General features: G+C 32.2%; 4 protein-coding genes. 3 read left to right on the plus strand and 1 reads right to left on the minus strand.

Annotation, left to right across the window (positions count from 1 at the left end; all coding sequences use genetic code 11):
- Positions 1–12,822, minus strand: a complete 12,822-nt coding sequence (locus tag QZN45_RS07205; protein ID WP_296812165.1) for a non-ribosomal peptide synthetase — start codon at positions 12,820–12,822, stop codon at positions 1–3.
- Between the two features lie 923 nt (positions 12,823–13,745).
- Here QZN45_RS07205 and QZN45_RS07210 point away from each other — a divergent pair.
- The 3 genes from QZN45_RS07210 to QZN45_RS07220 all read left to right on the plus strand — a co-directional run bounded on the left by QZN45_RS07210 (position 13,746) and on the right by QZN45_RS07220 (position 16,191).
- Entirely contained in the window at positions 13,746–14,147 is a 402-nt protein-coding gene (locus QZN45_RS07210; protein WP_292883071.1) for a hypothetical protein, read from the plus strand.
- Positions 14,148–14,495: 348 nt separating this feature from the next.
- Positions 14,496–14,762: a hypothetical protein gene (locus tag QZN45_RS07215; RefSeq protein ID WP_292882476.1), complete on the plus strand. Its 267-nt coding sequence runs from the start codon at positions 14,496–14,498 to the stop codon at positions 14,760–14,762.
- 241 nt (positions 14,763–15,003) lie between these two features.
- Entirely contained in the window at positions 15,004–16,191 is a 1,188-nt protein-coding gene (locus tag QZN45_RS07220; RefSeq protein ID WP_296812170.1) for an ATP-binding protein, read from the plus strand.
- Positions 16,192–16,619 lie beyond the last annotated feature (428 nt).

Here is a 16,619-nt window from a genome sequence, read left to right on the forward strand (position 1 = left end):
TTACTCACCTAAAAAGAAATTCATATCATCCAAATATTTAACAAAATTATAAATGTACTCCCTAGAAATCATTGGCCAATTAATGCCCAGACGATACAGCACCTGAGTGGTATAATGGTTTTCAACTGGAATCCATTCTTTTTTAACTTTACCTGATCCAATTGAAGTAATTAAACCAGAAACTCCATCCTGTTTGGATTTGTCCGCCAATGCATCTTTCAAGACCTGTTCATATTCTTCATCTTCACAAGGTTCAATATTCAATCCCAAAGGCTTTATGATATCAACTACATCCGCAAAAGTAATCTCATGAGAATTATACGGATGGAAAACAACACAGTTTCTTGGTGTCTTGGCCAGTGCAACAATTGATTTGGCAGTAATATCAATCTGACTGAATTCTATGCTGTCGGACAACATTTCATAAGGCACTTTTCCCATAGTTACGAAAGCCTTTAAACGATTGATGAATCCGTTTGATTCAAAGTTAATCTGGAATTCGCTGTCCGAACTTCTAGCCATCAAGTTGCCAACCCTCATTATTTTAACGTCAAGGTCATCTTCTACAGCCGCCTCAAGAACTGCCCTTTCAGCTAAAAACTTGCTGCCGATATACTGATTGTCCACTCCCTGACCTATGTACAAATTCCTTTCATTATAATCAACGTCCAATGGTGGGAAATTATCAATACTTTCTCCTGCAACGCTGCATGTTGAAACCTGAACATATTTTGCATCTTTCATTTTGGCAAATCTCAATCCGTTGATTACTCCTCCCAGATTGATATCTTCTATGTCAGTTCCAGATGAGAAGTGCTTTACATTAGCTGCACAGTTGATAACTGTGTCAATATTTAAATTCAGAATATTTTCAAAATACTTGAAGTCGGTGATATCACCTTCAATCACCTGCAATCTCTCATCAATGATAGAATCGTCAATATTGTCTTCAAAGTAATAGAACAATAAAGATTTGAGCCTGTTCATAGCTGATAAACTACCTTTGGACCTTACAAAACAGTAAATCATGCCTGATTCTGTTTTTAACAGTTCATTTAAAACATGAATTCCTAAAAATCCGGTAGCTCCAGTCAATAGAATATTACCCAAACTATCCTCCAATTTTCCGCTTATCATTGATTCCAAATTATTTTTACTCAACAATCTGTTGATTTTAGAATAATCATACTTGCTTTCATCTTCGGATTGTGAAGAGTCCCTTTGAGAAATGAATTCAGAAATCTTTCTTGGGGTTGGATTTTTAAATACATCTCCATAATTTAATTCATAATCCCTATTTAAAGCAGCCAATGTAATTTTAGTGACCAGTAGAGAAGTTCCTCCAATTTCAAAGAAATTATCTTCAACGCTTACTGTGTCAAGTCCTAAAATTTCGGCAAATGTGTTTGCAAAGAATGCTTCAACTTCATTTTCGGGAGCCACATATTCTGAAATCAGTTCAGGTTCAGGCAAACTTTTCAAGTCTGTTTTACCATTCAATGTTTGAGGCATTTCATCCAATTCCATATAAACGGTAGGAACCATATAATATGTCAATTTTTCAGAAAGATTTTCCTTTAATTCCTCAATGTCAAATGAAAATTCATTGGATGTGCGATTTTCAACTTTATATTCATCATCAACAGTGAAATAAGCACATAAATGGTCATTGCCCTTAATTTTTCTAACGACTACCGCAACGGAATGAATAGGTTCGAAATTGGAAATAAGTGATTCAATTTCTCCAATTTCAATTCTAAGGCCTCTTAGTTTTATCTGATTGTCCAAACGTCCGTGAATATATATGTTTCCTTCATCATCTGATTTGGCAAAATCTCCTGATTTATAGAACCTTATTCCATTAATCTCACAGAATGCCTTCTCATTATTTTCCGGCCTATTTAGATAAGCTCTTGAAACTCCGCCACCTGCAATATACAATTCTCCCATAACGTTTGGAGGCAGAGGATTGCCATCCAAATCCATAATGCTTTCATAAACATTGAAATAAGGTTTTCCTATATTCAGTTTTCCATCATCAATCAGATGTGCGTTACACACAACCGTTGTTTCAGTAGGCCCATACATGTTATAGACCTTTGCATCAAGGCCATTGAGAATATCAAGCAATTGTGGAGGGAATCCTTCACCACCAATGGATAAAACCTTAAATTTAGAAAATTCTTCACCCAAATCATCCAATTCGAAATACTGCAGTAGACGTGATGGAGTTCCACTATAAACATTTGCACCTGTTCTTTTAATGAACTCACATAAGGCCAAAGGATCCTTATATTCAGCATCATTGGCAAATGCAATCGGAATTCCATTCATCAGTGCAGTCATTGTTTCCTGATGAAGCATATCGAATGCAACTGTAGAAATGGATAAGGCCTTATATCCTTCTTTTTTACCGTTTATTGCCACTTCATAATTATAAACGCTTCTGGAATCAGGATAGACAAAGTTTGCAAGGTTCCTGTGTTCTATCATCACTCCTTTTGGAAGACCTGTTGAACCTGAAGTGTAAATAATATATGCAAGGTTTTCCCCTTTTAATTCCGGATCCGGGTTTGAGGTATCTGTCTCTTCAAGCAGCTCTGAAATTTGTATAATATGGTTTGAATAATCACTTAAATCAATATTTTTAATCTCTACAATATCGTCAACAATGATGAATTTGGAATCACTGTCAGTTAAAACGTGCTCGATTCTATCCTTAGGATAATCGGAATCGACCGGAATGAATGCTGCTCCTGATTTTAGGATACCGAATATGGAAGCAAATACGTTGCTGTCACGTTTCAATATGAACATCACCTTGTCTTCAGCAACAACTCCCCGTTTGATAAGTGCATTAGCTATCTTATTTGCCCTGTTGTTCAACTCTTCATAGGTAAAATCTCCATCTTCAGCAGATATTGCCAAATCATGAGGATGCAATTCCACTTGCTTTTCAAATATTTTATTTAACCTATATTCATCCAATTCTACGAGATTCAAATCGTCAACGGACAGTTCATTAGCTTCAACAATGGAAATATCTTTTAATTGCTTATCTTTATCAAGGCTTATAAATTTATTTACAACAACTTTAAAACTATCTAAAAATGTTTGAATCAATTCTTCAGAATATAACTGGTCATTGAAGCTCATTGAGACATCGTATTTATCTTCAACCTCTGAAATGTTAAGATTCAATTTAAATTTAAGGTCATCTTCATCCAATGCTTCCCTTTTTACATAATCCCCATTAATCTTTATGTCTTCAACAATGTTTCCATGGAATGCATAAAGGAACTCCGGCACAAATCCGTATTTATTGGAAATTTCTGTTAAAGGATATGAAGAATGGGCCAATACATCAAACCATTCCTTATTGGCATACTCAAAGAATTCATTTATAGTCAAATCAGAATTTACATTCAAAGCTATAGGCAATGTTTTAACCATCATGGCCAATGTCTTTTGTTGATTTGGATTGAACCTGCCGTTGGTAATTGTTGCAATCAATAAGTCTTTAGTATAGGCAAATTTTGATAAAACAAAAGAGGATACTGCCAGGAAGAAATTGTTTTGACTGATTGACAATTCGCTGCAGAAATCATCTATTTTATCTTTTTCAAGGAAAATAGTTTTCTCCAAACCAGTACTTTCATGTTCATCACCGCTTAAATCCGGAGTCATTAGTGTGGCCTCATCGAATTCTTTAATTTTATTAAAGAAAAACATTTCTGATTCCTTATATAAAGAGGATTCTTGAGTTTTAACTTCATTTAATGAATATTCAAAACCGTTGATTTCTTCTGATTCATATTCAATGCCGTCATAACTTTTTGCAATTTCATCAAATAGTATATTCAATGAAGTTCCATCCAGAATTATATGGTGGAAATCACAAAGAATTGAGGTATTGCCTTGAGTTCTAATAATTCTAAACCGGAATAACGGTCCTTCGCTTAAGTCAAATGGCTTGATAAATTCTCTTTTGAAGTTTTCATCAATGATGTCCACTTCAACTATTTCAATTAAATCATCTACAACCAGATTATCCCTACTTTCCTGATATGCAACACCATCCTGCATTACGATTCTTGTTTTTAAGTACGGATGAGAATTGATTACTTTTATAATAGCTGATTTGAGCCTGTTTTCATCAATATCACTTCCCAATTCAATATATTTAGGAAGATTATAATTCAATTTCTCATAATCCTTTACGCAATCGAAGTAAACACCCAACTGGTTAGGAGTTAACCTATAATATTTATGTTCACTTTCATCAGTTTCGCTTTCAGCAAACCCATCACTGATTTCAATGTTTTTGGCAATATTGCGAATTGTCGGTTGCTGAAGAATGATGGTAACGTTGATTTCCTTATCAAGTCTATTATAGATTTCTGTGCTTAGCCTCATTATTGTTAATGAAGTAAAGCCTAGCTCATAAAGGTCATCTGTAACTCCGAAATCATCAAAACCCATAATTTCGCTGCAAATTTCAAAAATGCTTTTTTCAAGTCCACTATTAGCATTGACATGCTTTGAACTTAATTTTGGAACAGGCAAACTCTTAGCATCGATTTTTCCGTTTGGTGTTTTAGGCATCTCATCCAATTGCATAAATGAAGTAGGAATCATATATCTTATCAATTTTAAAGAAAGATAATCTTTTAAATCACCGGCATCGATATCTTCAGCCGCAGTGAAATATGCACATAGGATGTCCTGATTGTTTATCTGCTTTACAGCCACTACAACATTTTCAATACCAGGATATTTGGAAATTGCTGATTCAATCTCTCCAGGTTCAATTCTTTGACCTCTAAGCTTGATTTGTTTATCTTTCCTTCCTACAATAACCAATTCATTATTTGAATTCTTATAAGCCAAATCACCGGTTTTATAGAATTTCAAATCATTTACAAATAAAAATTCAGATTTGTTTAAATCATCCCTATTCAAATAGCCAGGAGTGGTTTGAACCCCTGCAGTACAGATTTCACCTGTGATATTGTTAGGCAATGGATTACCGTCAATATCAATGATTAAATCAATATTGTTTGGAATAGGTACTCCCTCAGTTATCTCATCGCTGTCAATTAATTTCTGATGTGTTGCAATTGTGTTTTCAGAAGATCCGTATGAGTTAAATATTTTTGCATCGCTGTTGGCACGTATATCGCCATAGACTGATGGGATGAACTTCTCTCCACCAATAATAATAATCTTAAATTGTCTAAGCAGGTCTTTAAACTCAGTGACTTTCATATATTCCTGAATTCTTGAAGGAGTTAAGGATAAACCGTCGACTTTTGACTCCTTAATCAAACGAATTAGTTTAGAGAGGTTTTTGCTTTCCTCATCACTAGCCAGAGTCACTTTTGTTCCGTTGATTATTGTCGCTAAAACTTCTCTTAAAAATGCAATGAACGTGGTTGTGGTTAAAGACAGCATATTGGAAACGTCATTTTGTATGGCATGAATTGCAATATTGTCCTTTCTGGAATCAATATAATTTATTAAACCTTTATGGGTAATTTTTACCCCTTTTGGTTTTCCAGTAGACCCGGATGTATAGACTATGCAGGCCAAATCATCAGATTTTATGTCAACGTCCAAATTGCCGTCATTTTCATTATCCAATAATTCATCAATGTTTGATTGGATGACCAATTTGGCCCCGGTGTCTTGCCTAATAAAATCTGTCTGCTCTTCAGGCTGTTCAGTTGACACTATTGTAAAGGAAGCACCTGTTTTCATCACCCCATAAATGGCGGATATTAATTTGGCAGACCTTTCAAGTTTTAGGATAACGTGATCGCCAGAAGACACACCCAAATCAATCAGGCTATGTGCAATCCTATTTGATAGGCTATTCAATTTATTGTAAGACAATGTTTGGCCATGGTCAATAAGAGCAATCTCTTCAGAGAGATTTGAAACTGAATCTTCGAACAATTCCTTAAGATTTGCATCAATCTCAATCGCTTCAAAATCATTGTGAATTTCTCTTAATTCCACTTCCTTTTCACCTGACAATAATGAAATCTCATCAACAGGTTTAGTGAAATTTTCCTGCAGCTTATTAATCATCAATCCAATATTATCAGTTAAATCCTCAATGAACTCCTGGGAATAAAGTGCATCATTATACCTTAAAAATACCAGATAATTGTCCATGTCCTCTTCAATGTAAACGCTTAAATTGAATTTTGGCAAATCAAGTGAAAGGTCTTCAACCTTTAAGGAATTGACTTTGCCGCCATCATTAACCATCTGGTATTCAATATCCACACCCACCTGATAGGCGTAGTAGATATTCGGATTGATATTATACTTTTCAAATAATTTAGTATATGGATAGTTTTCATGATTGATTGTTTCAGTTAATGTATTTTGAACCGAATCGAAATATTCACCAACACTTTGACTTGTATCGATTTTATGAATGAATGGTAGTGTTTTTACAACCATTGCAATAGTATTTTCATAATTTGGATTCAATCTACCACTGGAAATAGTTGCAATTAGCATGTCTTTTGTATATGTATATTTACTCAATGTCAAAAGAGTTGCAGATAAAAATAAATTATTTGGAGTGATATCATATTCCTTACAGAATTCATCAATCGAATCCTTGCTTATTGAATTATAACATTCACCCAATCTTGCAGTTTCAATAGGTTTAGTGATATTCGGTGTGATATCAGTACTAATGTCAATCTCAGAAATTTTGGAATTGAAGAATTCTTCGGATTTAATGTAGGAATCTGACCCCTCCTGTCCATAATCTTCAAGAATATATTCAAATCCGGTATAGCCCTCCGTTAACAGATCCTTATCATGATATGCATTAATCAGGTTTTCAATTAATACATTCAATGACAATCCATCAAAAATAATATGATGAATATCCAAAAGTAATGTAGTTTGATTGTTATAATAAAATATTTTCGCCCTGTAAAGTGGAGAATCAAATAAATCAAATGGTTTTGCAAAATTTTCTCGAACTTTAACACTGCATTCCTTATTTAATATTTCCACATTGACTTTTGCATCATCCTGACGTTTAATGCATACTTTTCCATCTTTTTGTGTGATGATGCTTTTTAGATAGCTGTGATAATCAAATACTTTTATCAAGGATTCCTTTAATCTTTCAGGATCGATATTTTTACCCAATTCTATAACGAAAGGCATGTTATAAATTAACTTATCCGGATTTTTGACTGATTCTATGTATACGTTTAACTGATTATGGCTTAACGGATAATAATCCTGTTTTTCATAATTGACCTTTACAACTTCACTGGTATTGATGAGAAGATTTTCCAAATCACAAATATTTTCTGCATCCATCAATGTTTTAAAAGATAGTGAAGTGTTAAAACTGGAATATATCTCATGTGAAAGTTTCATTAGGGACAATGATGAAAAGCCTAAACTAAACAGATTATCAGTAACACCAAAATCTTTGAAATTCAAAATTTCACTGCATATCTCATACAGCTTTCTTTGAACATTATTTTTAGGCAACACATATTCAGTTATTAACATAGGCTCAGGCAAATTCTTAACATCAACTTTGCCGTTCGGTGTCTGCGGCATCTCATCCAATTGCATAAACACAGTTGGAATCATATAGCGAGTAAGGCGATCCTTTAAAAATTCCTTCAAATCATCATTATCAATTGTCTCATCAGCAGTATAATAAGCACATAAATGGTCATTGTTATTAATCTCTTTAATCACTACCACAACTTGTTTGATATTTGGATATTTGCTTATGCTAGTTTCGATTTCACCTATTTCGATTCTTAATCCTCTTAATTTAATTTGATTATCTATCCTTCCCTTAATGTCAATTTCACCATTTGGAAGTTTGATAGCATAATCTCCGCTTCTATAATAAGGAATGCCGTTTATGGTTAAAAATACTTCTTCGGTTTTTTCAGGCATGTTGTAGTATCCTTTTCCAACACCAATACCTCCAATGTACAATTCACCCATTACACCCAAAGGCAATAGCTTGCCGTCGATATCACGAACATCAGTTATATAATTGTCATGCGGAAGGCCTACAGTTATGTCATTGACATCTGTGACATCCTTGTTGTTTGATGTGATAGTCGTTTCGGTCGGACCGTAACTGTTGTAAACAACAGCATCACTGTATTGCCTTAAATCCTCGTAGACTTTAGTTGAAAATTTCTCCCCACCTAAGAAAACGCATTTCAAGCATTTAATAGCTTCACAGAACTCTTTAGCTTCCAGGTATGAAGCCAATCTTGATGGAGTAAAGTCAGCAACTTCAGGTTTGTTTTCATTGATTAATTGAGTCAATTCAGGAATATTCTTAATTTCAACATCATCTGCAAATATCAATTTCAAACCATTGGATAGTGAAGTAAGAATATCATCCGTAGACACGTCAAAAGAAATTGTTGTAATACAAAGCAAGCTATCATAAGTGGATTTAGGATTTGAAACCTGATTGCAAATGTTTTCATGGCTAATCATTACTCCCTTAGGATTGCCTGTTGATCCTGAAGTGTAAATCATATATGCCAAATCATCACCAATAACGCGAATATTCGGATTATCACAATCCCCTTCTTCAAGAAGTTCATCAACATCCAATGAAAGCTGGGAAGTTTCATTGCATATAATATAATCCGCCTGACTGTTTTCATAAATATATTTAATCCTTTCTTGAGGGTATTCAGGGTCAATAGGAACAAAAGCACATCCCGCTTTTAAAACACCTAAGATAGAAGCAATAAGGCGACTATCCCTTCCAAGCATTATAAGAATATTGCTTTTTGGCTTAACACCCTTTTTGATTAACGCATTGGCAATCTTATTACTTTTCTCATTTAACTCAGCGTAAGTTAAGGTAGTGTCACTTGCAACCAATGCCACGTCATTTGCCTTTTCGACCGCCTGTTTTTCAAAGCGTTTATGTAAAACCGGATTTTCAACTGGAGTGAAATCAGGCAATTCATCAAATTTGTTCAATTCTATTTCATTAATCTTCAATTGTTCGATATCACTATCGACAAATTGGTTTAAAATGGATAAAACACTATTCAGGAATGTTTTAATATATTTTTCACTGTACAAAGCATTATTGTATAAAACAACCAGTTCCATACTGTCTTCAGTTTCATTAACATCAAAAGTTAGTTTATAATCGGTTTCAAGAGAATTCAAATTTTTTATACTGTACACATCATTGCCGAATTTGACTTTTTCCTTTTCGAGATTGTTGTATGTATACATGAATTCAGGCTTCAAATCAAACTCATCAGCAATATTGATATAAGGATAATTGCTGTGCTTGATTCCATCCTTCCAGATGTCATCAATTTGTGTGAATAATTGCCTGACTGAAATGTTCCTGTCTTCATTGATGGAAACTATCGGGAATGTTTTAACTAGAAATGCCTGAGTATTATAATAATTAGAATTCAATCTGCCGTTGAATATGGTTGTCAATAACGTTTTGTCACTGAATGTGTATTTATTTAATGCCAATATTGTGCTTGCCATGAACAATATGTTTGGCGAAATTCTTTTTTCGGCGCAGAACTCTTTTATAAATTGTGAATCTATATTTTCAGAAATGGACTCCAATCTGCCAATATCCTCATCATCGTTCAAGTCCGGAGTCAGAACAGTTGATTCCACTTCTTTTGACAGTTGCTCATGGAAATATTTCTCACTGACAACATATTCTTCACTGTCCTTGCCTTCTTTTTCAATCAGAGAACAGACATATCCATCATAGACTTCCGCTTCTATTTCCTCACCATTGTATGCATTGGCGAAGTTGTTGAATAATGCATCCAATGATTCACCATCAGATATTATATGATGGATATCAAAGAATAGTACTGTTTCATCAGCCGTCTTATAGATTTTGGCTCTAAATAGCTGATTATTTAATAATTCAAACCTCTTGACATTTTCTTTTTCTATTTCCTCATCAGAAATATCTTTCACTTCCACAATAGGAATTTCATCAATAGGCATTGAATCATCACGTTTGTGCATCAGTTGGCCTTCATGATTGACAATTCTAGTTTTGAGATAAGGATAGGCATCAATAGTTTTGATAATGGATTCTCTTAATTTCAATGCATCAATTGACTTATCAAACCTTACGATTGCCGGAAGATTGTATTGCGCTTCATCAGGATTCTGAGCGCATTCATAGTAGACACCCAATTGATTAACCATCAATGGATAAAATGTAATATCGCTAGAAGATTCAATCAATTCATTTAAATTATCATCGGATTCGGCATTATCAATTTCACCGGCAATATTACGTATTGTAGGATTATCCAGCAATTCAAGAATATCCAGATTAATATTGAATGATTCAAAAATATCTACATTGAACTTCATCAATGACAATGAGGTAAATCCAAGAGAATATAAATCATCAGTAACACCAAAACCATCAGCATTAACATATTCCGATACCATTTCTAACAATTTCTCTTCGGTATCATTGACCGGCAAAACATTTTCAAACACCAATTTAGGTTCAGGCAAATTCTTAACATCAGTTTTACCATTTGCAGTTTGTGGAATCTCATCCAGCTCCATATAAACTGTAGGAACCATATAATAAGTTAATTTTTCGTTCAGATATTCTTTCAATGCATTAATATCAATGGAATAATCCTGTTCGTCATTTTTAAACTCATCATAAACAGTAAAGTATGCGCATAAATGATCATTACCGTCAATATTCTTAAGAACAACTGCAAGAGATTTGATGCCTTCAAATTCCTTTATAACAGATTCAACTTCACCTATTTCTATTCTTAATCCACGGAGCTTGATTTGGTTATCCATTCTTCCAAATACATAGTATTCCCCATCTTCCGTTACCTTTGCAAAGTCTCCAGACTTGTAGAACCTGATTCCATTTTTTTCTACAAAAGCGTCAGCATTCTTGTCTGGACGGTTATAGTATTCCCTGCAAACACCTTTTCCGGCAATATACAATTCCCCAATTACATTTGGAGGCAGAGGATTGGAATCCTCATCCATGACCTCTTCATAAACATTAAGCATTGTTTTTCCAATGGTGATTTTATTGCTTTTAAGCAAACTGGAATTACAATAAACAGTGGCTTCGGTCGGACCATACAGATTATATATTTTTCCATTGGAATTTTTAGAAAGCAGATCATATAATCTAGGAGGGAATGATTCACCACCAATCAGATATGCTTTAAAACCATACATAGTCTCCTGCATGGATTCAATTTCGAGATATTGAAGTAAACGTGAAGGTGTGACCACATAAACATTTGCTCCAGTCCTTTGAATTAAATTCTTCATTTCAATAGGGTCTTTGTATTCGCTGTCGTCAGCAAATACTACTGGAATGCCATTTAAAAGTGATCCCATTATTTCCTGCTGAAAAACGTCAAAGGCAACGGTAGTTGTGGATAAAACTTTATACTTCTCTTTTTCCAGATTATGGACCAGTTCATAAGTATAAATGTTTTTTGGGTCGGGATATACATAATTTGCAAGATTCCTGTGTTCAATCATAACCCCCTTTGGAAGTCCTGTGGAGCCTGAAGTATAAATCAGATAGACCAGATTCTCAGGAGAAACGTCGACATCCGGATTGGAAACATCTTCCTCTTCGAGCAATTCATCAATATGTAACAGCTTATCTGAATGGGCGGATAAGTCAATATTTTTAATATCCACAATATCGTCAACAATTATGAATTTTGAGCCACTGTCTGTTAAAACATGCTCTATGCGGTCATCCGGATAGTCGGAATCAATTGGAATAAAGCATGCGCCTGTTTTTAAAATACCAAAAATTGAGGAAAAGACACTGCTGTCACGTTTTAGAATTATCATGATTTTATCTTCAATTCCGACACCTTTTCTAATTAGGGCATTCGCAATACGATTGGCCCGTTCATTTAATTCATTGTAAGTAAAATTACCATCAGAGGCAGTTAAAATAACATTATCTCCATTCAATTCCACCTGTTTTTCAAAAATCTTATGAATCAGCAACTCGTCAATTTCAACAAATTCCCAATCATCAACATCAGGAACATCACGATTAAGTATGGAAACATCTTTTAGAAAAGTATTCTCCAATTCATCATCGGAGAATTTGATTATTTTATTTAAAACTATTAAAATACCATTTAAAAAGGTATTGATTAATTCTGGTGAATATAAAGCATCATTAAACTTGCAGATTAATTCAAAATCATTTTCATTTTCTGCAACATTTAATATTAGGGCATATTTATCCTCTTTGGAGAGATTATCGCAGTTGAACTGATACAAAAATTTAGGATTGAAGCCAAAGTCATCAACAATTTGCAACAATGACTCATGATACACAATCGAATTTAGCCATACCCCATTAATCTGTGATAAAAAAGATATGACGTTTAAATCCGTGTCCAGATTTAATATTAATGGATATTCTTCAAATGATTGATTATCAATAATTCCACTATTTGCAAAAAGTAAATTCTTATTATAAACAAATTTGGACAGTACAAAACTTGAAATGGCCAAAAATAAATTTTCTGGTTCAATATTTAACTCATTGCAGAATTTATTTACATGATTAGAATCAATGAATGAACCTATCCTATGAACTGAACCTTGCAATTCATCTCCATTTAAATCAGGAGTGATGAATGTTTCATCATCTATTTTCAAAATTTGGTTTTTGAAATAATCTTCAACCTCATTTTCACAAACCAACATATCTTTTTCTTCAATGCCCTTCGCTAATGACAAATTAATACCCATAAAACCTCTCCAAATAATCTTATACAATAAATTATTTTTTTATCAATATTTATTATTTATTGAAAGATTTAAAAATCCTAAGGAACGAAAAAATCATAATATTCAAAATTTAATGAATAATTTTAAAATTATAAAAAGGGATTGAGAAAATAGTGCATTAGCTTCTTAATTGATGAATTGGTGGAATAAGATTATATTAGAGTGAAATGTTATGATTATGATAAACCAATAAGAACACGAATAATTCGTATAAAACTTATAAAAAAGTTCCGATACTTACTCTTTTTCAGCACTGAAACTCTAATGAAAAATTTGTTTTGTAGTTATTATTAAATCTTTTGAAACCGTTGAAAACATTAAAATCATTGTCTGATATTGTAATATTTCTTTCACTCCGTAAAATTGCTTTAATTTTAAACAAAAACTATATATCATTTCTAATTTAATATGATAATATTAATTACAGTTTAATTAAGTAAAATAAAGCTATTGAGGAATGAAAATAGCCAATGAAAGATTCATCATTGAAACATATGGCATATAGGACAATGGCAAACAATTGACTTGGGAAGAATTATGTGATCTCATAAATAAATTGTATGAAGAAAATAAATTGCTGAAATCAGTTAAAACCATAGATTCTATCATATCTAAGTTAAAAATAGAAAATGATTGTTTGAAATTCAAATTGGAAAGCACAAAAAAATTGCTACAAAAAATAAAAGATTATTGTGATGACATATGGAGGATAATAGATGGCTATAAATCAGATGCAGAAAGATATTGGAGTTGCTTTATCTTGGTTTTCATTTATTCCGAGTTATGAAGCATATGAAGAAGATTTAGAGGTTTTTAAAGGTTAAAATCATATTCATAAAAAGATTTAGGTGATTTGATACCTATACTGGAAAAGGAGCTATTGAATGAATGATAAACGAAAAACAGTCCCTCTTGATGACATTATTGGAATACTTGACATTCCTCCAGTTGAAGGAAGGTTTCATGAAATTCTTTCTACTCAAGAAATATTAGATACTGAAACAGACATCAAATATTATGGATTAGTAGATAGAGAATTTCTAGAGCTTGTCAATAAAATAGTTGAAGAAAAAGAAAAGTACTTTGAAATGGGAAAAAACGAATATGAATCAAATAAAAGATGCCATTTACACAGATTAAGTGTTTTTCAAGAATATGCTCAAAAATATGAGAGAGACAGTAAAGAGCATGATCTTATCTGTGAAATAGGTAGTAAAATAGGATTGCCAACTGGTATTTTTGGTGATATCAATCATAGAGCTGGTAAAAGTAATGGAGGATTTTAATGACTAATAAAAGATTTATCATAGATTGCAAGGGCATTATCAACAATTGGAAAACAACAAATTCATAGACTAACCAGGTGAAAAAAATGACTGATTTCTTATATGGTCTGTTTTTAGGTTCAAGTTTTGTACTGAATCTTGTTCTTATATTATATTGTATCCTACTTATAAAAGCATATAATAAAGTGAGTGATGATAATTGATAGTTATGAATTGCATAATGGTGTTGAACCAAGATTAAGAACTGGAAATGTTAATAAGAGAACTGCTTACAAAAAAGTAGAAGAATAGAATAATAGAGAGAAAAAAAGTGCATAGTTATTATATTAAAGAATTTGAGGTGATTGAGTGACTGAAAAACAATTTACAGTAGAAGACATTGAAGACATGATTTATCAATTAGGAGTATTAATAACAGATGCCTCACAAGGGCTCCTCATTACCACTTTGAAAAAAAATTTTTTTGAAGAATATAAAAAATTTGACACAATTACTGCATGGGAGTGTTTTGTTGATGAAGTGAACCGTATAGAATCCGTTGTAGAATTACATGACTTTCTTGCAGAATGTAATAAGGAAGATTGGAAATTATTATTAGAAAGATTTGAAGGATGATTTTGAATGTCTAAAAATATTTAATTAATTATTTAATTAGTCATGTTCCATTAAATAATTTTCATTTAATCTAATTATTCTATTGAATATATTCGATTTAATAGAACTTGTCCAATTTAATAAAACAATCATATTTGTTCTATAAAATAATATTTGTTCGATTTAATGGAATATGTCCAATAACAAAAAACATATTAATTAGATAAAATAAAATAATAATAAAATAAGAGGGAAGTTTAACATGAAAATAATGCCCATTTCAATGCCAAAAGATATTGACAAATACTTTTTTAATAGGATAAAAGATATTAACATGATTAACACACAATTATCCACAGTAAAATTTGATATACCCCCACAACTCTTAATAACTGGATATCGTGGAGTCGGTAAAACATTTTTGCTTAGAAAAGTATTAAATGATCAAAGCAATGATATTTTAACCGCATTCATTGACCTATCAGAAATTATGGGAAGACAAAAAGGAAATCTAACTGAAGAAAAAGTTTTAAAAGCACTCCTAAATGCAATTGATGAAACAATTTCACAAAATAAAAAATCCTACAAAAAATGGATAGGAAAAATTACATCAACTATTAAAAAGTTAGAGCTGAAAAATTATGACTTTTCAGACAATGTAAATGTATTTGATATTCCAATTCCAGTAATTTCAGATAATTATGATAAATTGTCAAAATTCGTAATGGAATTGCCTCAAAAGATTGTTGACTCTTCAAATGATATAACTGGATTCATAATTGTAATTGACGAATTCCAATTGCTTAAAAATGTTGAAGACCCTGAGGCATTCTTTTGGTTAATGAGAAGTTTCACACAAAAACAATTCAATGTTGGATATGTTTTCACAGGTTCAGTTTCAAAAACCGCAGATATAATAAACACGATAAATGGTCAGGAAGGGGCATTCGGTGGAAGACTGATACAAATAAACATAGAACCATTTACCTTTGATGAAACAAAAAGATATATTGATGAAAAATCAAATAATTTAAAATTCTCAAATGAAGGATTTGAGAGATTTTATAATTGTACACGAGGAATACCATTATATATCAATAGCTTATCATCAATTTTACCAAATAATACAGTTTGTGATGAAGATATTATAAAAGAAACACTTCTATTAAATATAGACCAGGTAGCTATAATGTGGATTTATATCTGGGGAAGATTATCCCAAGGGGAAAAAGACTTTATCATTTATCTATTGGAACATGATGGGGCGACAAGGGCAACTTTAGATAAGCAATTAGGATATTCCAAATCAAGTGTTACTAGATTCATAGATTCCCTATCAAATCAAGGGATAATTGAATTTTCACAGAATAAAAAATTTGTTTTGGCCGATAAAATGCTACAATTTTGGTTGAAAATCAAATTTGAAACAGCTGGGTGTTATCCACTATGATTAATTTAATTGAAAACATGGAAAACAATTAAATTATTTTAAAAAAATCGAATAATTCGTATAAAACTTATTAAAAAGTTCCGATACTTATCGATTTTGAGTACTAAAACTCTGATACAAAATTTGTTTTGTAGTTATATTTAATCTTTTGACACCGCTAAAAATTTAAAAATAAATACTATTTGTTTGATGTGTAATATTGCTTCCACTTCGTAAAATTGCTTTAACTTACTAAAATTGCTTTTATTTCCAACAAAAACTATATTTACTACCTAATTTAATATATTACTAAGTAATTTATCTGTAATCAATTGAAAGGAGGTAAAGTCATGGATGAAAAATACGCTATCAAATTATTTGATGAATATAAAATCAGAACTAAATGGGATCCTGAAATCGAAGATTACTACTATTCAGTAATAGATGTT

This window comes from uncultured Methanobrevibacter sp., assembly GCF_900314695.1.
Lineage (GTDB): Archaea > Methanobacteriota > Methanobacteria > Methanobacteriales > Methanobacteriaceae > Methanocatella.

What these genes read in the sequence shown, in the direction of transcription:
- QZN45_RS07205 (WP_296812165.1), bottom strand. Translation starts at nt 12,822, where the DNA reads ATGGGTATTAATTTGTCATTAGCGAAGGGCATTGAAGAAAAAGATATG.
- QZN45_RS07210 (WP_292883071.1), top strand. Translation starts at nt 13,746, where the DNA reads ATGAATGATAAACGAAAAACAGTCCCTCTTGATGACATTATTGGAATA.
- QZN45_RS07220 (WP_296812170.1), top strand. Translation starts at nt 15,004, where the DNA reads ATGAAAATAATGCCCATTTCAATGCCAAAAGATATTGACAAATACTTT.